This is a genomic window from Sphingobacterium sp. Lzh-3 (assembly GCF_046764375.1).
Taxonomy (GTDB): Bacteria; Bacteroidota; Bacteroidia; order Sphingobacteriales; family Sphingobacteriaceae; genus Sphingobacterium.
This window is the reverse complement of record NZ_CP177226.1, coordinates 3,706,817-3,730,263: the sequence shown is the minus strand read 5'-3', so window position 1 is coordinate 3,730,263 and position 23,447 is coordinate 3,706,817. Positions and strand designations below refer to the sequence as shown.

The window sequence follows — 23,447 nt, the reverse complement described above, 5'->3', positions numbered from 1 at the left end:
TTTTCTTATTGGGGTGAATTACTCGGTTCGATTGATTTTTGGGGAATAGCTATCCGCCCTGGGACGCGGTGATTAAAATAATCTGATCGTGCGGTTTTAGTGGTGTCGTAGCCCAGTCCTTTTTGGGTATGACTTTGTTGTTAATAGCTACAGCCACGCCCTGAGTTTGGCCGGATAATTCCAAAAGCAACAAGCCTTCCAATGAAGTAAGTGTGGGGTCGAAAAATCGAATCTGATGGTTTATTGTAAGTTCCATTCCTTAATTTTTTTGGTAAAACTTTAGGAATGGCTACACAAAGGCACAGCAATGCACCTTGTAGACAGCTCACTTTTCCCTACGCCAGTATGATCCGGATCAGGTTCTAAGGGTAAAATCTCAGCCTGCACGAGCAGACACCCCTAAAGTTGCGACTAAGATAAGGTTATTTTTATGAAAGTTGCAAGAATTTTATTTTGCAGACTTGGGTTTATTGCACAGGACAGTGCAGGTCAATATGTGGGAAATAATTGATATATTAGTTTTTTGAATCAGCTAAAACAATTTAATAACCACCAAGAATAGTATCTTTCAATGCGTAAGATTTTATTGACAGCACTGTTGTGTATCGCTAGCAACACTTATGCCCAACCTAAAAACAACTGCAGCGCCGTGCAGCTGACATGCGAACATTTGGTCAATCCATTGGGTATCGATGCAATCCACCCAAGACTTAGCTGGCGACTTGATGATCAACGTAAAGGTGCGGTACAACAGGCTTATCAGATCTTTTTAGGGCAAGATTCGCTGGCACTGCTGCGAGAGACCAAAGATAACTGGGATAGTGGCAAACAGTTCAGCTCGGCTATGTTAGTGCCCTATAACGGCGCACAGTTAAAGCCACAGACCAAGTACTTCTGGACGGTTAAAGTATGGGATAAGGATGGTGTATCAACACGTTCGGCAGTAGCGTCTTTTGAAACGGGCATGATGGGACAAAACCTTTGGAAAGGAAAGTGGATCAGCGACAATAAGGATATTCATGCGCGGGAAACGCCTTATTTTAGAACCGAATTTAAGGCAAATAAGCAGATAAAATCTGCCCGCGCGTATATTGCCGCAGCAGGATTATATGAACTTTCCATTAATGGCCAGCGCGTTGGCGACCATCGTCTGGATCCCATGTACACCCGATTTGACCGACGTACGTTGTACGTCGTGACGGACGTAACCCAACAGCTTCAAAAAGGAGAGAACGCCATTGGCGTTGTTTTGGGGAACGGCTGGTATAATCACCAACCATTGGCTGTTTGGAACTTTGATAAAGCACCATGGCGGGCCCGGCCAACCTTCTGTTTAGAACTGAAAATCGTTTATACAGATGGAACGACGGAAACCATTGTTTCGGATAAGCAGTGGAAGACTGCTTCGGGGCCAATCACCTATAATAATATTTACACTGGTGAGCATTACGATGCAAGACTGGAAATACCCAACTGGGATAAACCAAAATACGATGATTCGGCTTGGCAGGTTGTTCAGTATAGAAATGCGCCATCAGCACATATCGTGTCCCAACAGCTGGTTCCGATTCGGCTCGTGAAGTCCTATAAGCCAAAATCAGTGACAAAGATAGACCAACGTACCTATGTGTTCGATATGGGCCAGAATATGGCGGGGATTACAAAAGTTAAAGTGAAAGGAGCTGCGGGTACTATTCTGCGTATCAAGCATGGTGAGCGATTGCAGGCCGATGGGCATCTTGATCAGTCCAATATTGATGTATATTATCGGGGCGATAAGGAAAAGGAGCCCTTTCAGACCGATATATTGACCTTAAGTGGCCGCGATGATGAGTTTATGGCCAAGTTCGGTTACAAAGGGTTTCGTTATGTCGAAGTTAGCAGCAGTGCCGCCATTGCATTGGATAGTTCGGCTTTGACCGCCTATTTTATGCATAGTGATGTGCCTGTTATTGGACAGCTCAAGACATCATCAGCCTTGGTTAACAAACTATGGAAAGCGACTAACAATGCCTACTTGTCCAATTTGATGGGCTATCCTACAGACTGTCCGCAACGGGAAAAGAACGGCTGGACAGGGGATGGGCACCTTGCGATTGAAACAGCTTTATACAATTTTGATGGGATAACAGTTTATGAAAAATGGATGGCGGATCATCGTGATGAACAACAGGAGAATGGTGTCTTACCCGATATTATTCCAACTGGGGGATGGGGCTATGGTACCGCAAATGGTTTGGATTGGACAAGCACCATTGCCATCATTCCGTGGCAGATCTATCAGTTTTATGGAGATCCACATGCATTAGAAGTATGCTACCTAAATATCAAACGCTATGTCGATTATGTAGACGGAATCAGCCCATCTGGGTTGACAACGTTTGGGCGTGGAGACTGGGTACCGGTGAAGTCACAGTCCAATCTGGAGTTGACCTCATCTGTTTATTTTTATGTAGATGCGAGCATCTTGGCTGCTGCTGCCAAATTGTTTGGTTACACAGCAGATCAACAAAAATATGAACTGCTGAGCAGAAAAATTAAGACGGCCATCAACGCTAAATTTTTAGATGCTTCCAAGGGTGTTTATAGCAATGGAACGCAGACCGAACTGAGTGTACCACTTTATTGGGGTGTTGTACCAGACGAGATGAAAGCTCGTGTTGCAGCCAACCTGAATAAGAAAGTGGAAGAGACTAACTTTCATTTGGATGTAGGCGTATTGGGTGCCAAAGCATTATTGAATGCGTTGAAAGAGAACGGTTATGCAACGACAGCCTATAAAGTCGCGGTACAAGATACCTACCCGTCTTGGGGATGGTGGATTGTAAATGGAGCGACCACATTGTTGGAGAACTGGGATTTAAAAGCAACACGAGATATTTCAGACAACCACATGATGTTTGGCGAAATCGGTGGTTGGTTTTTTAAATCTATCGGCGGGATTCTGCCAGATCCTAAACAACCTGGATTTAAACATGTGCTCTTAAAACCTATCTTCCCCCAAGAACTGAAAGAATCTTCTATTTCTTACGATTCACCCTACGGTAAAATTGTTTCCGAATGGAAGTTAAAGGATAAAATGATCGTATATAATATCCAAATACCGGCAAATGCGACGGCAACATTTTATCCACCGGATAATGTTAGAAGTAGCGATATCGTCCAATTGGAGGCCGGTAAACACAGGCTGGAGCTGGAACTCAAGTAAGCATAGGCTGCGACCTCTTGTTTCGTTGTCTTGACTGTTGGTTTTATTCTTTTATGTTATAACCTATTGGAGCGCTTTTGCGAGTTTACCAAGCTGTTTTAATTTTAAGGCGAGTTCATTGCTCCAGGGCAAGCCAATACAGAGCCGCATGCAATGGTGAAATTGATCCTGCAAGGTGAAAATCCGCCCCGGTGAAATGCTGATCTGTAGTTTAAGCGCATAGTTGTATAGCATGCCTGTATCGATGTGTTTTGGAAACTCAACCCACAGCGCAAGCCCACCTTGTGGGCGGCTGATTTTAGTGCCTTCCGGAAAATGTTCCGCGATAATAGCGGCATACTGCTGGTAGTTTTCTGATAACGATCTACGGAGTTTACGCAGGTGGTTTTCATATTTTCCTGTTAAAAGAAAATTTCCCACCGCCTCGTTGATAATGGTTGTAGATGATAGGGAATGGATTAGTTTTAGTTTGATAATCTGTTCCTTATATTTTCCAGGGGCAACCCATCCGACACGGAAGCCCGGAGCCAATGTCTTTGAAACTGACCCGCACCAGAGTACATTGCCATCGAGGTCGAAAGATTTGCAGCATTTGGGACGTTGGGTGCCAAAATGGAGGTCGCCGTAGGTGTCATCTTCGATCAGCGGAATATGATGTTTTGCTAACAGTGATACAATTTCCCGCTTGTTCTCATCCGGCATACAATAGCCCAAAGGGGTGTTAAAATTGGGGACCAGTAAACAGACTTTGATTTCGGGCAATAGCTTTTTGAGGGCTTCAATGTCTATTCCCGTAATGGGGTCCGTGGCTATTTCCAGTACCTGAAGTCCCAGGCTAACGGCAAGTTGTAGGATACCCGGATAGCAGGGGCTTTCAAGGGCCAGTGTATCTCCAGGTTTGGTTAAGGCCATCAGACATAAAACCAGAGCATTCATACAGCCGTTGGTGGTAACGACCTCATCTTCGTTAAGATTTCCACCCCAGGCCAATGAACGTACAGCTACCATACGACGTAATTTTATATTGCCCTGCAAGGGCTCATATGCTGTGCCACCATCGCTGAGCTCCTGTGTAGCGAGAACGATTTCTTTTTTCAATTTTGCGGTAGGCAGGAGATTTCCCGAAGGAACACCGATCGAAAATAAGGTTAAATCCTGGCGACCCATGGTAGAATAAACCTTATTCATTAATTGATCTGGTTCTCGGTTATTAGCGATTGGAATAGGTTGACTGGCTGCGGCCAAAGGAAGCTGCAAATAGTTTGGAGGACTAACAAAGTAGCCGGACTGAGGTTTGGACCGTATAAGTGAACGTCCTTCCAGCGCTAGAAATATCCTTTTCGCAGTATTTATACTTATACCGTGTTCAGCACTAAGATTTCTCACTGAAGGTAGTTTCTCGCCAGCTTTTAAGACACCTGAATTAATCTTATTGGCAATATTGTCTGCTATTTCATTATACAAATAATCTTTTTTCATAAAATAAGGATTAATGTCCGTCTTCAAAGGTAACTGTGTCCATTGAATTATCAAAAACTGTGACTGTGCTTAGTTCTTATAATGGACGAACTTTGTGTAAAAGGTTGAAACATGGCAGAATTAAGTATAAGTAAATTACAAGAAAATACCGCAAGCGGTTGGTTAAACGGTTTTATTGGGGTGGTATTATTTAGTGGTTCGTTGCCGGCAACACGAATGGCGGTTTTAGCATTTGACCCCGTACTTGTGACATTGGCTAGAGCTTCAATTGCAGGTATATTGGCACTGGTAACATTGATGGTTTTTAAGGAAAAACGCCCAGAAAGAAAACAATTGGGTTCGCTATGCATCGTTGCAATAGGATGTGTCGTTGGATTTCCCTTACTGAGTGCTTTGGCCTTGCAGCATATCACCTCTGCGCACTCCATCGTTTTTATCGGTATTTTGCCCGTATCGACAGCCGTATTTGGTATTATACGCGGTGGCGAACGTCCGAAGCCAATCTTTTGGCTGTTCTCTGCTTTAGGGAGCCTACTGGTGATCGGCTATGCGCTGGCACAAGGACTAACAGCCTCACCTTTAGGTGACGTTTTAATGATTTTATCGGTCATTCTCTGTGGTTTGGGCTATGCTGAAGGCGCTAAATTGACCAAGACACTGGGTGGTTGGCAGGTCATTTCCTGGGCCCTGGTTTTGTCGCTGCCGCTGATGTTGCCACTTACTTTTATCTATCTTCCATCGTCGTTTGATGCAGTACCTATAGGGGCTTGGGCTAGTTTAGCCTATGTTTCCTTGTTCAGTATGTTTATTGGTTTTGTTTTTTGGTATAAAGGACTCGCCCAAGGTGGCACGGCGACCATCGGACAGTTACAGTTATTACAGCCATTCTTTGGTTTGGCCTTAGCAGCCTGGCTTCTTCATGAACAAGTCAGTGCCGGCATGCTTGCTGTAACAGTTGGTGTTATCCTCTGTGTCGTAGCCACGAAGAAATTTGCCCAATAAATGCATTAGAAAAAGAGAACTGGTTTATAGCTTCTTTCGGAAAATCATAAAGTTATTAACTTTAACTTTTAGGGCATCGTTCGAGGCGTATTTGATCGAATGATGTCTATTATCTTATGTTGACAAAGACAATAGCGTATGATTTTACCGTTTGAACCTTATAATCCGATATGGAAAGCGAATTTTGACAGCATTCAACATGAACTTCTTGCATTGTTGAAACCTATAAGGTCGAGGGTAGATCACATAGGCAGTACGGCCGTTGAGGGATTGTCTGCCAAACCAATCATTGATATATTGATCGGTCTTGAGGAAGAAAATGACCTTGATCGCATTCCGTTCCTGTTGCAGGGTAAATGCTATGTATATTATGAAAAATATAATGAGGAGATGCCTTACAGACGATTTTTTGTCGCCCTAATTGATCGGCCTGAAGTAATGGGGTTGCCAGCGCACATTGCACCCGACGATGAAATTCCAGCACGATTGCATGATCATTCGCTACGGATAGCGCATATTCACAGCATACCCTTGCAATCAGAACACTGGTTGCGCCATATAGCGTTTCGCGATTATCTGCGTGTACATGAAGAAGTAAGAGATCAGTATCAGGCGATCAAAGAAAAGTTGGTACTACAGCAATGGAAAGATGGGAACGACTATAATGATGCGAAAGATGAATTTTTGAAAGAGCATGAAGCAAAAGCTGTGGAATGGTACAAAAAGGGTCACGGAACAATGGAACCGTAGGACAATGGGAACCTTTCGGATTAAATTGGTACTAACTTTTGACCTAATGAAAAATTTAATAGAGGATAGCATGAGAACTCTTTGTTCAGGCATAAATAAATTTAATAGTCCTAAAAAATAAGGGATGGAGATACGGAAATTGACAGCGCTGGATAGGGCTGACTTATTAACTGCAATTAATGGAGCTTTTGCCGACTATATTGTACCATTTCAGTTAGACGCATCGCTATTGGAGTTAAAGATCAGAGGTGAGGATATTTTAATGGACTGGTCAGTTGGCGTTTTTGACGGGATACAACTGATAGCATTTATCTTGCATGGCATGCGCGAAATCGGAGGCAGTAAAGTTATCTACAATGCTGGTACAGGCGTTTTGCCCGCATATAGAGGCAGGGGATTAGTCGTTGAAATGTATAGATTTATGCAGCCATACTTCAAAGCGCATCATGTGAAGAAATTATTATTGGAAGTCATCGAGAGTAATCTGCCTGCTATTCGGGCATATGAAAAAAATGGCTTTGTTAAAGGCCGTAAATTACTGTGCTTTGGGGGAGAACTTGATTTAAATGCGGGGGCCTTATCTGGCCGAATACAGCCTATCCATATACAGTCTATCCATGACTTTTCTTGGGATATTTTGCAGTCTTTCTGGGACGTTAAACCCAGCTGGCAAAATAGAATTGGGCGTATTGAATTAATTCAGCTTAAAGGGTTGGGGGCGTTTATTGGCTCGGATTTGGTGGGATATATTTTGTTCAATTTGTCTAATAAGCGAATCTACCAAATTGCGGTAGCAAAGCAGCATAGGCGGAAAGGTATTGCAACACAGCTTTTATCCGAACTGAAAGCGCATGTGTCCAGCGCAAAAGTACAAATCACTAACGTTGATGAAAAAGCCAGTAACTTGCGGCTATTTTTACAAAGACAAGGGCTGGTCAACACGATCAACCAGATTGAAATGTTCAAGATAATGGATTAGCATCCACACGAATGCAAGGTCCATCAACCGAAAGATTTAGAAGCTATCACGCTCATGATATATGCAGCGCTCTCCAAGTATATTTCCCGGTAATATCAATTAAGAATTAAAGTATTTCATTTACGATCAATAATTGTGAAAACAAATGTGGTTGTAAACTTGTTGTTTAGTAAAAGGAAAGTATGTGCTATTAGACTGTTTATTATAGATCCATTTACTGTTGTAATTTTACCATCCCTCGGAAAAGACGCTCTTCTACAATTTATACGACACTAATTTTTAAAACATATGAAATCGAAGTCATTTTTAACCGCAATTGTCACAAGCTTTCTATTGCTGGCTTGTAGTACCTCGACAAGGATAACAGATGTCTATAAAAATAAAGATCTGCCCCCAAAACAATACCAAACAATATTCATTATTGCGATGACAAACCATGCTAAAGCAAAGGAAGTCATTGAATCCAATTTAGCAGAAGCAGCTTCCATGCATGGCTACAAGGCTATTAAAAGCAGTGATGTTTTTAAACGGACGTTTACCAAAGACGAAAGTCAAAACAAAGATTTAGTGATGAAAGCAGTACACAGTCTGAATGCGGATGCTATTTTCACTGTTACTCTGATCGATAAAACCAGTGAAACCCGATATGTACCGGGAAGTGGACCTTATATGCCTTATCCGAGGTTTGGATGGTATGGTAATTTTTGGAGCTATTACTCGCATTGGTACCCAATAGCATACGATCCGGGATATTATACCACGGATAAAATGTACTATCTGGAAAGCAATCTATATGATGTTAGCTCCGAGCAATTGCTTTGGAGTGTGCAGTCAGAAACGATCAACCCTTCCAGTTTAGAAGATTTTTCTAAAAGTTATACGAAGTCGCTCGTGAAAGCATTGGAAAAGGATATTGCTGCTAAATAGCCATTGATAAAAAGTAGCTTTAAAGCTATCTTCAATTTAAGTGTTTATTTGTGTAAAAATATTCTTTATGCCGCCTATTTAGTTCCTAAAATGTATTTTATGGTTTAAAAGTAAACTAAATTGTGTTAATATTGTTATATTGGCAAACAATAAAGTTAGCTTAAATCAAATGAGGTACACATTGTATAGAGAACAGCAATTGACCTGCGATTTGGATACCGCATGGGCGTTTTTTTCTTCACCCATGAATCTTTCAGAAATTACACCAAAAGATATGGGGTTTGTTGTCGTCTCAGACTTTCGTCGGCAAGAAATTTCTGAAGGAATGATCATTGATTATTTGGTATCTCCAATTCTTCGGATCCCGCTGAAGTGGAAGACCAAAATAACGCAGGTGGAAAAGGATAAAAGTTTTACTGATTTTCAGCTAAAAGGACCTTATGCCTATTGGAATCATTTTCATGAATTTATTCCAAATGAAAAAGGGGTGCTCATGAAAGACAGGGTTGATTATGAATTGCCTTTCGGGATTCTAGGCAAAATTGCGCATACAGTTTTCGTTAAAAAGAAGTTGGAGCGAATCTTCGATTACCGTTATCAGGTTTTAGAAAAATTATTTAATCAAACCAAGTGATAGCTATTCTATTGCAGTTCACATGACCGCTGAGAAGAAAGTCAGATGAGCTTTTCAACATATTTTATGCTGTATACAATGAAGAAAATTTATCAAATAATCAATGGAGTTGCTTTGGTCATCACGGTGATCATTAATTACCTATCCAATATGGGAATTTTTAATGGGGAGACCATGGCAACGGTTTCTGCTAAATATCAAAATTTATTTACACCCGCGGGATATGCCTTTTCCATATGGGGTCTTATTTATTTAGGGTTGTTTGGATTTGTCGTTTATTTTGGTCCTTTTGTCAGACAGACAAATGAAAAAGAAAAAGTAGTTTTAAAAGTAGGATGGTGGTTCTTGATTTCTTGTCTAGCAAATAGTTTATGGGTCATGACCTGGTTGTATGACTATACCTTTTTAACTATTTTATTGATGGTCTTACTTTTTGTGTCGCTATTAAAGATAATTCATCATACACAAGCTATTGCGTTTCTTGCTACACACAGCAAGTGTATATTTCTTAAAATCCCTTTTCAACTTTATGCGGGGTGGATTTCTGTCGCTTTGATTGCCAATATTGCAGCCTATCTTACGAAGATAGGCTGGGACGGTTTTGGATTATCAGCTACCATGTGGGCTATTATCATGTTTGCAATTGCATTAATCATTCATTTATTGATGATCTGGCAGGCTCAAATGCCGGTATTTGGACTTGTGGCTGTATGGGCATTAATAGCTATTGCAGTTGCTAATAAATCGGTCAATAACACGGTGTATACAGCGGCTGTAATGGCAGCCTTTATTGTTTTGCTAAATGTAATTGTATACTATATGCAGTATCGTAAGCGACAGCCTGCCTAGTCGTTCCTTAATCCCTTACATGGTAGTGGTTCGGCAATCGTATTTTAAGCTTTCATAGTAATGTAGCGAAGCTGCTTACTATTTTATTTTTTATTCCGCAATTAATAGTTTTTGAAATTCTTTTCCGATAAATGGATTGATAAGGTGCTGAAATTCTTTTTGCAGTGTAAAGACAGCGATCGTTGCATCAGACTCCGGCGAATAGATCACATCTGTTCCCCACCAACCGCCATGATAGTAGGCGTTGAATCCCAGATCGAAGTGATAAATTCCCAAACAATATTTAGATTTATCTGGAGGCAAAACGTAGGTATGCATTGCTTCAAGTAGCTGTTTATCCTGAATGATTTTCCCATCAAATACATATTGAAAAAACAGGGCAGTCTCTTTGGCGGTTGAAGCGATTCCACCACCTCCATATAGATCCCAAGATGGATCAATCGTGTATGAATCCCAATTGTACTTGTCCGCATATTGATGGGCAAGTGGTAGGGTATTTTCGGGATCGTTTTCTAAGTTTATGAACCATGTCCTCGTCAGATTTAATTCTTTGAATCTAAGTAGTTGCCGAACAGCTGCATAAAATGGTAGGTTTGTCTTTTGCTCAATAATTTCGGTAAGGAGTAAATAATTGATATCTGCATAACTAAATTTTTCTCCGACAGGCTGAGGGCTGCCGATATCGATGGATCTTTTGATCTGCTCTTCTTTTTTCCATTTATATTTGGGATGCTGATTAACGAGTTCAAAATAATCTTCATCAACGTAATCCTGGATGCCCGAGGTATGTGAAAGCAGGTGCTTTATTGTAATTATCTCCAGATTATAACCATCATTTTCGAATAAATGGCGTGTTTTTTTCGATAATAGACTTACAATCGGTTGATCTAAAGTAAATTCACCTTTTTCAACTAATCTTAAAATTGCCGCAGCCACATATGGTTTTGTATTGCTTGCAATTAAAACAGGTTGTTGATGTTCTAAGGTTTTGTTTGTGCTCTTGTTTGTTATTCCTTTTGCATAACTCCATGAAATATTTTTTTTCGGTGCTTCTACATGAACAATAATACCGATAGCATCCTTGTTTTTATCATAGATAGAATCTACTTTATGCTTAAAAACTGTCTGTAATTGACCAAATCCAATCAATGGAATAAACAAAGAGTTTAACAACACTATTTTTTTCATATATTTTTTTCTAAACATTATGCACCTGGATACAAAAATTGTCTGAATACTTGCAAGTCTACTTTACTATGAATAATGCAAAGCTGTAGGTGATACAATTTCTCGGAAACGGATTTTGAAATCTATTGACTTTGTGAAAATAAGAATTAAAATAATAATCCTTATAATTAAATATAAAAATTATACCCAAGGAACATTTAATGAACGGAACCCGTTTTTATGTTTTGTTTTGCGGTTAAATATCTTAAGAAATAGCAATGGGGGTAGCGTTTTTAGATATTACTTATTTTAATATCTTTGCGGCATCAAATTATTAATTATTTATGAGAAGAAATTATCTTACCATTCTTATGATGGCAGCTTTGAGCTCTGTGTCTTTTGCGCAAACGAATACAGTATCTGAAGCCAAAGTTGAGGATCATCAATTTGCTTATAACATCCTTACTAATTTGTCTTACGAAATGGGGATTGGAAATAAGACAACATTGCGCTTTTCAGGGCCTCTATCAGGGGCTGTATTATACAGTCAAACATCGATAACGATTAACGATTATCATCATGAAGATTCTGAGTGGGGATATGCATTTCGCCCAACGGTCGATATGCAAGTGCGACATTATTATAATTTAAATAAAAGGCTTCAGAAAGGGAAAAAAATAGCACATAATTCGGGCAATTATATTGCAGGCGTGGTTGGAGCTGCTGGTCCTTCTATATTGAAGAGTGATAATGTGTATGTCGCTGATTTTACTTTAACGCTAGGAGCGTTGTGGGGTATCCAGCGAACTTATGGTGAGCGTTTTATGATGAATGTTGGTATTGGGCCGGGTGTGAGTTTTTACGATAGCCAAAGCGAATTTACACCGGTTGGTGGGATCACGGTTGGATTTAGGTTGGGGAAATAAGTATAGCTTTCCCATTTCTTTCCCATATTGATGTTTAAGTTTAGATTTTTATAACATTTTAAAGCTTAAATCATATGGTCAATTGGAATTTAGTAGCCGGAACGGATGGAAAACTTGCTTCACAGGATATCAGACGCAACATTTTGACTTTTATTATGAAAAATCATCCCGGGAGCCTGATTGAGTTTATTGAAAAAGATTGTAATTCGTATAGAATCGATATTAGGGGGGGAGATGCGCTTATTTTCGATTTCAAAGGTGAATTTGTAAAAGTAGTATGAGGATAGTCGGTGCTTTAATAGAAGGGCGGTGACTTTTAAGTCTTATTAGATTATCAGAGGGGCAGCTGCTTTGCTTTGTGCCCCTCTTCATGGTAATCACCCTAACGTATAGTGACAGCTGCCTTTATTGGCAAATGTATTTGATAATTGGCGCATTCCACTAAATCTCCTCTTGCTGGAGTTTTTTGATGTAGTGTAATTGGGTTAGTCCTGTTTCAAATGCCTTTGCTGTCGTAAGTTTAAGTGTTTGTTCGGGTCTCCCTTCATTGAACAGTCTTGTTCCATCGCCCAGTAAAACTGGTACAATCGAAATTATCAACTCGTCTATTAAATCATTCTTCAGCAATTCATTGATTATCTCGGCTCCGCCATCACAGTAAATATCTTTTCCTTGCCGGGACTTTAGTTTTGTAAGCAATTTGACCAAATCTCCGGTATAGAAAATCGTTCTGCCTACATTGGGCCTTTCTGTTCTTGTTATTACATATACATCCCGTTGTCCATTGTCATAATGGGATGAGCCAACATTTTTAAGGACATATTCATAAGTCTTTCTACCAACAATTAAGGTATCAATGGTATCTATAAACTCTGAATAGCCGTAATCCTCGCCCTCCTTTTCTACAAGCCCTAAAAAACTGAGATCGTCATTGGGTTTTGCAATATAACCATCTAAACTCATTGCAATGAAAAGTGATATTTTTCGCATTTGTATTCAATTTAAAGTTTTATACAAAATTAGCTGTGGATAAATATCGAACTTTGGAAAAATACGACAATTTTAAATTTGTGATGGTGCCATCCCTGTATTTCTCTTAATTTCATTGCTGAGGTGTGCATGGTCATAGTAGCCACATTCAAAGGCAATATCTGATAAACTCTTATTTTCATCTGAATTTTTGATGATACTTAATGCCCGTTGAAAACGGATAATATTCGAATATTCTTTCGGTGACAAACCAATATGCTTCTTGAAGCTCCTTTCAAGTTGTCTAACGGTTGTGAAATTACGCTTCGACAGAGCAGATATACCAATTTGCCCATGCGTTGAATTTATATCATTGAGAACTCCTTGTAGTAAGTTGGTCTTGTTTACTATTTTATCCGAATACAGTCGGTTAAAATAATCGATTGGGTTAAGAAGCACTTTATCAAGCTCAAAGGAATTGGATTTTTCAAATTCAATTGTATCATTAATCAATACTTTTTGCGGTTCATATTTATAGAAATTAGCGAAAGCTGCGGGTTTGAAGCAAACGCCCAGTAAGTGAGTTTCACTTTCGATGAAGCTATCTTTATATGACGTCATGGCGCCAACTACATAAGTTTTACCAAATTCCATGGAAACGGAACCGTTGTCAGTTACACAGCTATCTCCCACATTCATGATTAAACCCACACAACCATCGGGGAAGACTCGTTCACATTGCCGACCCAACTCATTACTTCCTTTTAGTTCCCAATAGAAATGAATAAAGGGTTCCAGTTCTTTGTAAGGTTTGATTTTTGTATATTCCATTTTTACTTGCCACCTTGTGCTCTAGTTGAGCATACATGCTATCGTAAAATTCAATTAGTAAAAGCCGAATGATGTTTATCGTCTCAAGCTGTTTATATTAAGTTTATTAAAATTAAAAATTTAAAACCATAAAGTTTGATGGAATAGGATTTAAATAATTACTTATTCTTATTTCTTGTCTTAGGGGAAGCCCATTTTGTATTTTAAATTTTAAATTTATTGTGGTAATAATCTTACGATAAGGATATGAGAAAAGTAATTGCAGCATTCAATATGACACTTGACGGGTTTTGTGATCATACAGCTGGTATTCCCGATGCGGAAATACATACGCATTATACGGATCTTTTAAATGGTGGAGATGTCATTCTATATGGTCGAATTACCTACCAGCTAATGGAATATTGGCGTTCTTTTGTGAAAACTCCTGTAGGAGAGAAATCAATGGATGACTTTGCGTCGGCTATCGATAAAATTCCAAAACTCGTTTTTTCAAATAGCCTAAAAAACATAGAATGGGAAAGTGCAAAGTTGGCCAATGGAGCACTTGAAGATGAGATATTGAAGCTTAAACTGCAATCCGGTAGTAATATTTTGGTAGGGAGTCGAAGTTTAATTATACAGCTCCTGAATCTTAACTTAATCGACGAATTTCAATTGTGCATTTATCCCATTGTTGTTGGACGAGGGTTGCCATTATTTGAAGAAATAGATGATAGGATTATTTTTAAGCTGGTAAAAACTAAGGTTTTTACTAATGGTTCTGTCCTGTTATACTATCGACCCATCCATCCTTAATTAGACTATAAGATTATCGCCCAGCACCTGACAATTCTATGTCGTCTATCTATTGGTTGCACACAACAAAACTGATCGATGACCGGGTTCTGTTGGAGGAAAAGAAATCGCTTGAATTGGGCTTACTTGTAAAGGAAACGGCTATGTATCTCCAAACTTAAACCTAACGCGGATCGCTTTCAATCCGACCAATCCCTGAAGATCTTCTACCTCAAAGTGTTCTATTTCGCTGTCTATTAGCCCTTTGTGCTGCAATAGGTTGATATAGCTGAGGTATTCAGCCTCTTCGTGTACATTGGAATAGACAATGACCAATTTGCCTTTTTGGGTAATGCGCTCTGTAGAACCCTTGATCTTGGCTTTGTCAATTCGTTTCTTAGCAATCTCGTAGCGTACATTGTAGGATCCATCGATATCGAACTGTTTCTCGTCCATGCGGAAACGGATGGAAATGGGAGTAGCGAAGACTAGGATCAGGGAGGTTACCTCCAGCTGATGTGGTAACTCGGGCTGCAGCTGCCTAAACTGACTTTCCATCTCACACATGACCTGCAATTGCCATAAACGTAAATTCCTTAAGTAATAGAGGTCAAAATTTTTGTCGGGAGCGATGGAGGCCCCGATATACATGTTGTGCTCGATACCATCTGTCTTGTAGCGCTCGTAATAATGAGGAAAGTATTCTTGGGCTTCCACCTGCTTTTCGTCGAGGATCGCCACCAGCCTTTTGTTGATCAGCGTGATGGAGTTGTCATAATCCTGTCGGGCCTCATAAAAACCGCCGATAGAGAGGTTGATCCGCTCAAAATAGCTGTCGATGGCTTCGGTGGCGACGCTATTTTTGTTGTTTTTCCTGAAATTCTCCAAAATAGGGTGAATATCCTGGTTAAAATAATCGAGCATAAGCTGTTCCGTATCGGTCAGCAGCGCTTGCTGCAGCGTCGTCAGGTTTCTTTCCAGGTCGAAGACCTTCTGCTCAAAGAGCGGTAATCGCTGCGTTTGGTTGACCGCCGTGAACAATGCGATCAGTTCCTTGCTCTGATTGATCAGATCTTGGCGGATGGCCTGATTGCGGGATTCTGAGGAGCCCTGTACGTCGATCTGCCCATAGAGCGGATAAACATGGTCAAAGACAATTTCCTGCAGGGCATAGTCTTTTCCAAAGGCGCGGTCGTTGAGGAAATGCATGGCTTCTTCCTGAAATCGCCATTTGACACTCGGGTGTATAGCGGTATATTCCTTTTGGATCACCGCTTCGATCTGATTTTCTGTTTCTGCAAAGGCTTTCGAGACTTTATCCTTGATAAAGGGCAAGATGAAGTTGAGCTTGTTGGCATTGACCGAATTGAGTTCCCGAACCTTGGACGAGGACATTTCCAGTAGACCCAGCACTTTGTCGCCTTCGACCAGGGGAACAAAAATAAAGCTCTTTACTTGTTGCTGCTTGAGTTTGTTGATAAAATAGGCCTGCTTTGGATCATCCAACGGCAGCTTGTCAATATCCGGTACAACAAAATATTCGTCCTTGGTGAGCAGGTTTTCCAAGGTCTCGCTGCAGAGCATGTTTTCACATTCCTCGATCGTCGAGTCGTAAAGCAGATGACTGTACAGCTGTTTTTCGACAATCCGTAAGTTGTACTCGTTCCTGACCTTTTCAAAGGAGGTCAATCCGATGCGCAGATCATTTATTTTATAAATCGACCGGAAAATGCTTTCTATTTCTGCAAGTTGGACAGCACTTTTTTCGCGCAGCAGATTGCTCTTGAAGCTGGATACCGCATTTTCAATAGTGGCATCAAAAAGCGTCATAATGGAAAATCCTTTCAGGATCCAGCTCTGCTCGGGGAATTTGGACTTCCATAGGGCAATATCCGAAAAGTTGTCGATCAGTTCGATAATATCTTCTTCCGAAAGTTCGAGCGCCCGTTCTGTCGGAAGGACATCGATAAAATCGGCATTGAAAAGGACGCGGTAATGATGGATGATATTATCCTTGTCTGGAATATCCAAAAAGAGGGGGGCATCCATGGCATCCACCTTAAAGCCATAATACTGGCTGATGATAACGCAGCAATTGAGAATATAATAGGTATCGGGCGAGATATCACGAAGGCTAAATTCATAGTGATCGCCGGCATCCGCTAATATTTTTTCCAGTCTTGCGGTATGGTTGAACGTATAGAGATGGAAGGGAATGGTAATGGCCTTAATCTCATTATGTGTCAGTGAGCTTGGGAACAGGTCGGCCAGCAGCACCTTGATAATAGGCTCATAGCGCAGCAGGTCTTCTGCTTTTTCGACCCCATCGATAAGTTCGGGGTATTTGCTGATTTCTTCCAGCAGCGATCGGGCATAGCTGGCCTGAAAGCCAACCGGCGATAGGGCCGCTGCTTCAAAGGATGGTATAATCTTATGAAAAGCGATCAGGGTTTTAAACGGACTGGAATCAAAGGCGAAGTTAAACTGCATAATGGTTGTTCCCGAATAAATTAGATTATTGCTGGAAGATGTACAAAAATATAAAATAATCTGCGAAAAGAAAACCCAAAGCGGACGGATAAAAACGTCGCGCTTCGGGTTTCGGGAAGGCCGGTTTTATGGGTACCCTTATTTTGGATACCCTATTTGAACTGAATTTTTCGTATAGATCCGTCATCAGATGCCACGTAGAGCATATTGTCCTTATCGACTGCAATGGCATTGACGCCATTAAACTGTGCTGCTTTGCCGATACCGTCTTTGCTGCTGTTGGTCGGGTTGTTGCCACCAGCAATGGTGGTCACTACACCATAGCTATTGACAACCCGGATACTATAATTGTGGTTGTTGTAGTCGTTATCACAGACGACAATATACTGGTCTGAGTACAGGGCTATACCCATCGGACTGCCAAATAATGCTGCATTGCCCTGACCGTCCTGGGCGGGTTTATGGTTGTTATTATTGGCTCCGGCAAGGAGGTAAAGCCCATTTTGATCTTTTTTCCATATACGTTTACCAGTACCATCAGCAAAGTAAAAGGTACTTGCGTTTTTCATTTTTGTCATGCCCAGCATCGTGGCAGATTGCTGGTAGGTAGGGTCTACATTTAATAAGTTGATATTATACAACCAGCCCATAATATTGTCGCCAGCAATCCTGTTGACCACATATTGCTGATTGCTAAAGTTATTTGCATACAGGATCGTCTCGCCATCGGCTAAAAGGGCAATTGGACTCATGCCCGTATTTAAGCGGCGCCCTTCTAGATTTAAGTCGCTGCTACCGGCCCAATGTTCGGTTTGCTTTGGCGTATTGGGGCTGAAGCGGAATATGCCGGGGATTTCGTTGTTTTTTCCGCCCACATATATTTTTCCGTCGTTACCCAAGGTAATCGCCCAGGGATCCGTGATGATAAGTTCGGCATCATTGGCATCAATAATTCCGTCGCCGTTGATGTCTTTAACGGGTGGGCTCAGTGGCTGATAGATGGCGGCATGCCCATTTGCATCGTAGGATAGGGTGCGGTGGTTGGACGGATCGGTGAAGTACAGGGTATTGTTGTTGTCGACAGCGATGCCCTGAATATGCTGACATCCCAAAGCTTGTATGCCGCTGACTGTGCTTACATTGGGCAATAAGACGGGGATAGCCGACAGGCTGCTCACCGTTTTATTGTTGACAGCTACTGTCAGCAATCCCGTCGTGGCTTCTGCGGGAATGGTGATAACCAGCTTATTTTTTGAAGCTTCATTTACCAGGGCATTTTTGCCGTTGAGTGTTACGAGGTTTTGCTCCGGTTTCTCGCTGAAATTCTGACCTAAGATCGTTAAGATGCCCCCAGGTATGCCTGGTGCTGCTTTGGCGAGTGCCTGGTTGTCCAGCGCGAGCATACTACCATAGTTAATAAAGGACGATAAGGCAAATACAGCAAATGCACTGTTGTTGCTGATGGGATTATTGAATACCTGTACCCCGTTTAAGTAGACCATACCGTTGAGGACCTGAACGGTAATGGTTTTGCCGCTTAGTGTAGTCAATTTCTTGTCGGCTGTTAAATCGCTTAATGAAAAGCGGCCCTTGACAATATAGTCCTTGATGGAAGAGCCATCCTTAAAATCGGATCCATTGGCTTCATTTGCTGCCCTTAGCCGGGGTAGATCTTGACCTCCCGCGGTCACAGGTTGCAGGTTATTCTTTGCCACAGACACATCGGCAAGGATCCGCTCACTCAGGGTAAAGACTGTGATACCCTGACTAAGCTCTTCCTCAGTAAGTGAAGCGCTTTTAAAGTCGGCGGTAAAAGATTTCAGTGAATCTATTCCTGTTAGTACATCCTCGAGTTTCGATTTGGTACTTTGTTCCGGTGGATTGTCTTTATCCTTATGACAGGCTTGGATACCCAAAACAATGAATATTCCAAAAAAAATAACGAATCTATTCATGGTATAAGTTTTAAATGTTGATCTTTTTCTGACTGGAAACAGTCGGGTTTTGATGGCTTCATGTTAAGTAGGTAATGATGACTATTAAAATTACCAGTCCTGATGAACTGTTGAAATACCCACTTGTGGGTATTTATAATCGTATCGATAGTTTGTTGTGATAGCTGTAATCTGTTGTTTTTTTAATGTTTTATATTTGTTTTGTGGGGGGCAATTGGTTTTGAAGGTATTCATCGGGCGCGAATCGTAGCGAATCGTGGCGGGCCGCAGGGGCGGATGGCGGAAAAGTAATTTTGTTGGTATTGCAAATAATGGTTAAATTTAATAAAGTCAATATTGGCCTATGGAACGCCTTTTTAGATCAGAGAGCCTAGCCATGTATTACGATGAAGATCGCGATATTTTTATGGGTAAGTGGGATAACTGCAATGTAGCGGAAAAGCTCATCGCAGGAATCAAAGAGTACAAGGGAATTTTTGAGAAAATAGTGCCTGAAAAGGTAATCTGGGATCTCTCTTCCATGAGTTATATCATTCCGACGGAACTACAAAACTGGATTCTTGATTTCCTGGATATACCTGCCTGTCGGCATGGTATAGACTATAAGGTTGCGCATATCTTAAGTTCCGATATCTACACGAGCATCAGCGTGATGAATATGTACGTGGATGGGAAAACGACCTTTAGACCCCATTTCTTTTCGCATGAAAATACCGCGCTGGACCGGGTTAACTTAACGAACAATGGACCTATTTCCGAAACAGAAACCCTGCCGCCCTTACTGAAAGTCGAGTCTTTGCTCAATGAGAACAAGGGGCGGATTACCCTCGATGTGGACAGTGCGGAAGTTCCGGAATATCTGCTAGATATTCTTAAGGTTATCAAAAACCGGCGTTTTTTTTCAGCGGGGATTCGAAACTATATGCTGCTTACTGCAAAGGAGAAAGTGATCCTGACGCTGATCTTGCAGGGAAAAGCCAATAAAAATATTGCGGATATCCTGAGCATATCCTGCGAAACGGTGAAGACTCACCGGCGCAATTTGCTTCGAAAACTGCAGTGCAAGAATATGAACGAACTGATGCGGTTTCAAATATTTTTGTAGACCCATCGGGACAAATGATAATTTGAAAATTAGCCGTATAATTTTGACATTAAAAGCTGTTTTTCTGTAAGCCGATAAAAAATAAGCAACCTTTTTTACTTCGGTTGAATCTATGCGCAAGCCGGACGGCGGCATTAGTTATTCGTAAGCCTAGTCCGTGTCATGTTAGTGCGTTTGAAACGAATTTGAATTACGGAGTTTTAGCATATTTGTGAGCAGTGTATCCTTCAGTTCAGCTAATCTGTCCTGGCCGCTACTATCGTTTGCAAGGATGATAATAGCGGTATTCTTTTCGGGGTATAGGTAGCATAGTGCAGTGAAGCCACAGCCGTCGCGCCCTGTGTGCATAAGGTAGGAGAGACCATTTTCCTCCTTATCCATCATCCAACCCAATCCCATGTGCATACCGTCGGGCCTTGTAAACGTAGTTTTATGGCTTAGTGCGATGGCTGCATGGTTGTTCTTTAGATTAGCGGATGCATACTCGAGCATATCACCGAGTGTTGAAAACATGGAGGGAGCAGCTCTGTAACCATAGTCTGGAATAAAGGGCAACACTTTTCCTCGGTCATCATGACCGGCGATGAGCCGCTGCTCATCCTTTGCCGAGAGCTGTGGTTTTGTATCCTTCATGCCCAGTTGATCTTTTAAATATGAAGTGACCAGATCGTTGTAGGGTTTGTGATAAACTCGTTCCAATAGGGCAATCAACACCATCATCGCATTTCCATTGTAGCGGAATTTTGTGCCAGGAACCGTATCAAGCACAAAATTGCGCATATCCCGGAACAGGCTGTCGGCGGTATAAACACGGTAAAACTCCCGAAATGCTTTCTGGGGCAATTTGGTGATGCTATCGAGATATTTATCATCATAATTTCTCGACATCGATGGTAGGGCTGAAGTGTGGTTTGCCAGATCTACCAGTCGAACAGGATGCCCCTTATACTGCAAATTTGGATAATCCCCAGGCAAATATTTTCGGATATCATCATCAAGATTTACTTTCTTTTCGATGACGGCCTGCGCAAGCATTATGCCGACGAACGTTTTTGCAATGGAACCTAAACCGAAAATGGTATTGGTACGACTCAAATTGCCCTTACCACGGTGAAAATGGTATTGCTGTGCTAAATCGCCTGTTATTATTCCGATTGATAGGTCAACGGTAATCGGGGATAGTAGATAGTGTTTTGCCGACCGTTGAACTAAGCTATCCAGCGAAGTTTTCAAAGGGTTGCTGCTTAAAATTGAGTCCTGAGAAGTTTGTCCGAAACAAAATTGTATTGTGAGAATGAAAAAAAAAATAACTTTTAAAGGAGTTGATTTCATATAGATCTAACAATGATAGCATAAATATAGCCAAAGAATTCGTATTCAATAACTTTGCAAACGAAATTAAGGTTTTTGGACTGTTCGCTATCAGGGAAATAGCATATACAGACTGAGCATGCTACTGACCGGAATGCTTATATTGTCGTAACCGTCTTTGCTACATGCTTCGGCTATGGTCACGACGAGAGCCAGGGTACATATCATGGTGATTTCGCTCATGTGCAGGCTTGGCTCTTGCATACAGTGTCCAATTACAACGACGGTAATCAAAGCGCATACAAAGAACACTGCAGATCCTAGTAGTGTTTTTCGTGCACCAAATAGACGGTAAGCACCATAAGGCCATTTTTTGCCAGATAATGCTGCCATCGGATCACATATTGCCAAGGTGAGCAAGGGCAAATAATAAAAAATAGCTCCTTTGTCTAACAATGTCTGTGCGAGAAAGCAAAGATAGACTCCAGCAGGATAGGCCAGGCTACCGACAGATTTTCGGTCGATTGCATGGATAGAATTCAATAAATCGAACTTGATGGACAGCAATAATATCAAAGTGAACAATCCGCATAGGATGAAAACAGACCAGTGACTGCTGATCAAAATCGGAAATGATATGCAGATTATCCCCGTACCTACATGAACGAGTTTTCGGGTAAACTCTGCTTTGACCTTAAACTGTTGATACAATAGTTCAGCAAGTCCGAATAGCAACAAGAAAAGGGTGCCTAACAGGAGCATGTTCTCTAAATCGTTTTTCATAATCTTGTTTTTAAAGATAAATTAGTCCGTACATAGCTCCACTGAATATAAAGCTGTCAAATCGATCCAGTATTCCGCCATGCCCTGGAATGAGGGTGCCGTAATCTTTAATTTGACAGCTTCGTTTGTACCACGAAGCCAATAGATCGCCCAGCAATGCGGAAATGCAAATAAAAAGGGCGGTCTTTAAAGTTTGCGTGATGGACAGGTCGATGGATGGAAAGAGGAAAAGGCTGGTACCAGTAGCAATGACCAAAGCGCCAATTAAACCTTCAACAGTTTTATTGGGACTAATCGAGGGAATAAGTTTCCTTTTACCGAATAATTGACCGCAGAGCTGGCTGAAACCATCAAAAATTACCACCATAAAATAGATAAAACAAACCTTTTCTGTCGATGCCCTATGCCCGAAGTTTATAAACGCCGCTATAAGAGCGAGATAAAGGACCAGTACAGGACATAAGAATAGCAGCGGTCGTTCTGAATATAGGTGGGCCTTGACAATTTCGTAGAAACCAACTATTCCAATGCAAATAGCCAAAAGTCTGACATAGTCCATATAAATGGAAAAAAAGACAAGGATCAAAATCAGGAAGTAAAAACCTAGTTTTAACCAGCGTTCCCTGGCTTGTGCAACTTGACTATTCTTATTGAGATAGCCCGTGACCAATGCCCCGATACCAAAAAATAACAACACTATATTCGCCATCAATACATACATAATTAAGCTTTTTTTTGTAATTGGATAAGGAATATACTTTTCAGATTGGATTGTAACTTCGGGAGAATAATCACGAGGATTAATTCTTCCAGGTAGGCCAAATAACTTACGGTTAGCATTATGTGGAAATAAAAGCTGTTAAATCCGAGTACAAAATAGCTAAAGATAAATATGCTCTGAAGATAGCCTGTTAATTTATAGGACCATAAATGGAAGCTGGGAAAGCGTTTAAATCGGATAAGAGCATAGATCTGGGGAACAATCCACAGGGCAATAAGTAGGATAAATTCGATTTTATAGGCCATTACAAATCCTTTTTCCAATGTTATCATGCCGATGAATGCCATGAGGTATGTTCCGATATCTGCGATCGAATCTATTTTGGCGCCAAATTCTGTCTGAAGGTTAAATAGCCTGGCGATTAATCCATCGAGGATATCGCTAATCAGGTTGATGGACAGTAATAGGATAAAGAGATCCCTGTCTGCTGTTAAAAGGGCATAGCTGATAAAGGGTAATGCCAGTATACGGTAGGCCGAAAGTGCATTGGGCACATTCCATCTGTTTTCTTTTTTAGTTTCCAT

At 41.1% G+C, this 23,447-nt stretch carries 22 protein-coding genes and 1 riboswitch; of the genes, 11 read left to right on the top strand and 11 right to left on the bottom strand.

Annotation, left to right across the window (positions count from 1 at the left end; translation table 11 throughout):
- Positions 1-49 precede the first annotated feature (49 nt).
- On the bottom strand, positions 50-256 hold the full coding sequence (gene thiS, locus ACLCDV_RS15770) for a sulfur carrier protein ThiS (protein WP_336838424.1): 207 nt from the start codon (positions 254-256) through the stop codon (positions 50-52).
- Positions 257-315: 59 nt separating this feature from the next.
- Positions 316-411, bottom strand: a riboswitch (TPP riboswitch).
- Positions 412-571: 160 nt separating this feature from the next.
- Here thiS and ACLCDV_RS15765 point away from each other — a divergent pair.
- Entirely contained in the window at positions 572-3,208 is a 2,637-nt protein-coding gene (locus ACLCDV_RS15765; RefSeq protein ID WP_411971605.1) for a family 78 glycoside hydrolase catalytic domain, read from the top strand.
- 63 nt (positions 3,209-3,271) lie between these two features.
- Here ACLCDV_RS15765 and ACLCDV_RS15760 read toward each other — a convergent pair whose 3' ends face one another.
- The gene (locus tag ACLCDV_RS15760; protein WP_411971604.1) at positions 3,272-4,687 is read right to left on the bottom strand and encodes a PLP-dependent aminotransferase family protein; all 1,416 of its coding nucleotides are present in this window, start codon (positions 4,685-4,687) and stop codon (positions 3,272-3,274) included.
- A 111-nt stretch (positions 4,688-4,798) separates the two neighbouring features.
- On the opposite strand from ACLCDV_RS15760, the gene ACLCDV_RS15755 reads away from it, so the two are divergent.
- The 6 genes from ACLCDV_RS15755 (at position 4,799) to ACLCDV_RS15730 (ending at position 9,828) form a co-directional block, all read left to right on the top strand.
- The gene (locus tag ACLCDV_RS15755; protein ID WP_411971603.1) at positions 4,799-5,689 is read left to right on the top strand and encodes a DMT family transporter; all 891 of its coding nucleotides are present in this window, start codon (positions 4,799-4,801) and stop codon (positions 5,687-5,689) included.
- A gap of 138 nt (positions 5,690-5,827) precedes the next feature.
- The gene (locus ACLCDV_RS15750) at positions 5,828-6,439 is read left to right on the top strand and encodes a GrpB family protein (protein WP_411971602.1); all 612 of its coding nucleotides are present in this window, start codon (positions 5,828-5,830) and stop codon (positions 6,437-6,439) included.
- Between the two features lie 124 nt (positions 6,440-6,563).
- A complete protein-coding gene (locus ACLCDV_RS15745; RefSeq protein ID WP_411971601.1) occupies positions 6,564-7,418 on the top strand; it encodes a GNAT family N-acetyltransferase in 855 nt (284 codons plus the stop codon).
- 288 nt (positions 7,419-7,706) lie between these two features.
- Positions 7,707-8,345: a hypothetical protein gene (locus ACLCDV_RS15740; RefSeq protein ID WP_317665950.1), complete on the top strand. Its 639-nt coding sequence runs from the start codon at positions 7,707-7,709 to the stop codon at positions 8,343-8,345.
- Positions 8,346-8,514: 169 nt separating this feature from the next.
- The gene (locus tag ACLCDV_RS15735; protein ID WP_411971600.1) at positions 8,515-8,979 is read left to right on the top strand and encodes an SRPBCC family protein; all 465 of its coding nucleotides are present in this window, start codon (positions 8,515-8,517) and stop codon (positions 8,977-8,979) included.
- Positions 8,980-9,057: 78 nt separating this feature from the next.
- Positions 9,058-9,828 (top strand): hypothetical protein, encoded by a 771-nt coding sequence (locus ACLCDV_RS15730; RefSeq protein ID WP_411971599.1) that lies wholly within the window; start codon positions 9,058-9,060, stop codon positions 9,826-9,828.
- A 90-nt stretch (positions 9,829-9,918) separates the two neighbouring features.
- Here the strand turns inward: ACLCDV_RS15730 and ACLCDV_RS15725 are convergent, their stop codons facing one another.
- Complete coding sequence (locus ACLCDV_RS15725) at positions 9,919-11,016, bottom strand: serine hydrolase domain-containing protein (RefSeq protein WP_411971598.1); 1,098 nt, start codon at positions 11,014-11,016, stop codon at positions 9,919-9,921.
- A gap of 323 nt (positions 11,017-11,339) precedes the next feature.
- Here ACLCDV_RS15725 and ACLCDV_RS15720 point away from each other — a divergent pair, with 323 nt between their 5' ends.
- Together ACLCDV_RS15720 and ACLCDV_RS15715 are read left to right on the top strand one after the other, a co-directional pair.
- Complete coding sequence (locus ACLCDV_RS15720; RefSeq protein ID WP_411971597.1) at positions 11,340-11,921, top strand: hypothetical protein; 582 nt, start codon at positions 11,340-11,342, stop codon at positions 11,919-11,921.
- A 74-nt stretch (positions 11,922-11,995) separates the two neighbouring features.
- Positions 11,996-12,202: a hypothetical protein gene (locus tag ACLCDV_RS15715; protein ID WP_317665958.1), complete on the top strand. Its 207-nt coding sequence runs from the start codon at positions 11,996-11,998 to the stop codon at positions 12,200-12,202.
- Positions 12,203-12,362: 160 nt separating this feature from the next.
- Here the strand turns inward: ACLCDV_RS15715 and ACLCDV_RS15710 are convergent, their stop codons facing one another.
- The gene (locus ACLCDV_RS15710; protein ID WP_317665960.1) at positions 12,363-12,911 is read right to left on the bottom strand and encodes a dihydrofolate reductase family protein; all 549 of its coding nucleotides are present in this window, start codon (positions 12,909-12,911) and stop codon (positions 12,363-12,365) included.
- 72 nt (positions 12,912-12,983) lie between these two features.
- A complete protein-coding gene (locus ACLCDV_RS15705; RefSeq protein ID WP_411971596.1) occupies positions 12,984-13,721 on the bottom strand; it encodes a DUF6597 domain-containing transcriptional factor in 738 nt (245 codons plus the stop codon).
- Positions 13,722-13,967: 246 nt separating this feature from the next.
- Here ACLCDV_RS15705 and ACLCDV_RS15700 point away from each other — a divergent pair, with 246 nt between their 5' ends.
- Positions 13,968-14,519 (top strand): dihydrofolate reductase family protein, encoded by a 552-nt coding sequence (locus ACLCDV_RS15700; RefSeq protein ID WP_411971595.1) that lies wholly within the window; start codon positions 13,968-13,970, stop codon positions 14,517-14,519.
- A gap of 141 nt (positions 14,520-14,660) precedes the next feature.
- On the opposite strand, the gene ACLCDV_RS15695 is transcribed toward ACLCDV_RS15700, so the two are convergent.
- Together ACLCDV_RS15695 and ACLCDV_RS15690 are read right to left on the bottom strand one after the other, a co-directional pair.
- The gene (locus ACLCDV_RS15695; RefSeq protein WP_317665965.1) at positions 14,661-16,988 is read right to left on the bottom strand and encodes a GAF domain-containing protein; all 2,328 of its coding nucleotides are present in this window, start codon (positions 16,986-16,988) and stop codon (positions 14,661-14,663) included.
- Positions 16,989-17,140: 152 nt separating this feature from the next.
- Positions 17,141-18,943: an IPT/TIG domain-containing protein gene (locus ACLCDV_RS15690; protein ID WP_411971594.1), complete on the bottom strand. Its 1,803-nt coding sequence runs from the start codon at positions 18,941-18,943 to the stop codon at positions 17,141-17,143.
- A 343-nt stretch (positions 18,944-19,286) separates the two neighbouring features.
- Here ACLCDV_RS15690 and ACLCDV_RS15685 point away from each other — a divergent pair, with 343 nt between their 5' ends.
- The gene (locus ACLCDV_RS15685; RefSeq protein WP_411971593.1) at positions 19,287-20,048 is read left to right on the top strand and encodes a response regulator transcription factor; all 762 of its coding nucleotides are present in this window, start codon (positions 19,287-19,289) and stop codon (positions 20,046-20,048) included.
- 165 nt (positions 20,049-20,213) lie between these two features.
- Here ACLCDV_RS15685 and ACLCDV_RS15680 read toward each other — a convergent pair whose 3' ends face one another.
- The 4 genes from ACLCDV_RS15680 to ACLCDV_RS15665 all read right to left on the bottom strand — a co-directional run bounded on the left by ACLCDV_RS15680 (position 20,214) and on the right by ACLCDV_RS15665 (position 23,447).
- Complete coding sequence (locus ACLCDV_RS15680) at positions 20,214-21,281, bottom strand: serine hydrolase domain-containing protein (protein ID WP_411971592.1); 1,068 nt, start codon at positions 21,279-21,281, stop codon at positions 20,214-20,216.
- Between the two features lie 189 nt (positions 21,282-21,470).
- The gene (locus tag ACLCDV_RS15675; RefSeq protein WP_333574859.1) at positions 21,471-22,142 is read right to left on the bottom strand and encodes a phosphatidate cytidylyltransferase; all 672 of its coding nucleotides are present in this window, start codon (positions 22,140-22,142) and stop codon (positions 21,471-21,473) included.
- Positions 22,143-22,152: 10 nt separating this feature from the next.
- Positions 22,153-22,863 (bottom strand): phosphatidate cytidylyltransferase, encoded by a 711-nt coding sequence (locus tag ACLCDV_RS15670; RefSeq protein ID WP_333574860.1) that lies wholly within the window; start codon positions 22,861-22,863, stop codon positions 22,153-22,155.
- Positions 22,864-22,865: 2 nt separating this feature from the next.
- Entirely contained in the window at positions 22,866-23,447 is a 582-nt protein-coding gene (locus ACLCDV_RS15665; RefSeq protein WP_411971591.1) for a CDP-alcohol phosphatidyltransferase family protein, read from the bottom strand.

Bases quoted from the DNA above. Each gene is read 5' to 3' on its own strand.
- thiS (WP_336838424.1), bottom strand. From the start codon at position 256: ATGGAACTTACAATAAACCATCAGATTCGATTTTTCGACCCCACACTT.
- ACLCDV_RS15765 (WP_411971605.1), top strand. From the start codon at position 572: ATGCGTAAGATTTTATTGACAGCACTGTTGTGTATCGCTAGCAACACT.
- ACLCDV_RS15760 (WP_411971604.1), bottom strand. From the start codon at position 4,687: ATGAAAAAAGATTATTTGTATAATGAAATAGCAGACAATATTGCCAAT.
- ACLCDV_RS15755 (WP_411971603.1), top strand. From the start codon at position 4,799: ATGGCAGAATTAAGTATAAGTAAATTACAAGAAAATACCGCAAGCGGT.
- ACLCDV_RS15750 (WP_411971602.1), top strand. From the start codon at position 5,828: ATGATTTTACCGTTTGAACCTTATAATCCGATATGGAAAGCGAATTTT.
- ACLCDV_RS15745 (WP_411971601.1), top strand. From the start codon at position 6,564: ATGGAGATACGGAAATTGACAGCGCTGGATAGGGCTGACTTATTAACT.
- ACLCDV_RS15740 (WP_317665950.1), top strand. From the start codon at position 7,707: ATGAAATCGAAGTCATTTTTAACCGCAATTGTCACAAGCTTTCTATTG.
- ACLCDV_RS15735 (WP_411971600.1), top strand. From the start codon at position 8,515: ATGAGGTACACATTGTATAGAGAACAGCAATTGACCTGCGATTTGGAT.
- ACLCDV_RS15730 (WP_411971599.1), top strand. From the start codon at position 9,058: ATGAAGAAAATTTATCAAATAATCAATGGAGTTGCTTTGGTCATCACG.
- ACLCDV_RS15725 (WP_411971598.1), bottom strand. From the start codon at position 11,016: ATGAAAAAAATAGTGTTGTTAAACTCTTTGTTTATTCCATTGATTGGA.
- ACLCDV_RS15720 (WP_411971597.1), top strand. From the start codon at position 11,340: ATGAGAAGAAATTATCTTACCATTCTTATGATGGCAGCTTTGAGCTCT.
- ACLCDV_RS15715 (WP_317665958.1), top strand. From the start codon at position 11,996: ATGGTCAATTGGAATTTAGTAGCCGGAACGGATGGAAAACTTGCTTCA.
- ACLCDV_RS15710 (WP_317665960.1), bottom strand. From the start codon at position 12,911: ATGCGAAAAATATCACTTTTCATTGCAATGAGTTTAGATGGTTATATT.
- ACLCDV_RS15705 (WP_411971596.1), bottom strand. From the start codon at position 13,721: ATGGAATATACAAAAATCAAACCTTACAAAGAACTGGAACCCTTTATT.
- ACLCDV_RS15700 (WP_411971595.1), top strand. From the start codon at position 13,968: ATGAGAAAAGTAATTGCAGCATTCAATATGACACTTGACGGGTTTTGT.
- ACLCDV_RS15695 (WP_317665965.1), bottom strand. From the start codon at position 16,988: ATGCAGTTTAACTTCGCCTTTGATTCCAGTCCGTTTAAAACCCTGATC.
- ACLCDV_RS15690 (WP_411971594.1), bottom strand. From the start codon at position 18,943: ATGAATAGATTCGTTATTTTTTTTGGAATATTCATTGTTTTGGGTATC.
- ACLCDV_RS15685 (WP_411971593.1), top strand. From the start codon at position 19,287: ATGGAACGCCTTTTTAGATCAGAGAGCCTAGCCATGTATTACGATGAA.
- ACLCDV_RS15675 (WP_333574859.1), bottom strand. From the start codon at position 22,142: ATGAAAAACGATTTAGAGAACATGCTCCTGTTAGGCACCCTTTTCTTG.
- ACLCDV_RS15670 (WP_333574860.1), bottom strand. From the start codon at position 22,863: ATGTATGTATTGATGGCGAATATAGTGTTGTTATTTTTTGGTATCGGG.
- ACLCDV_RS15665 (WP_411971591.1), bottom strand. From the start codon at position 23,447: ATGGAAACTAAAAAAGAAAACAGATGGAATGTGCCCAATGCACTTTCG.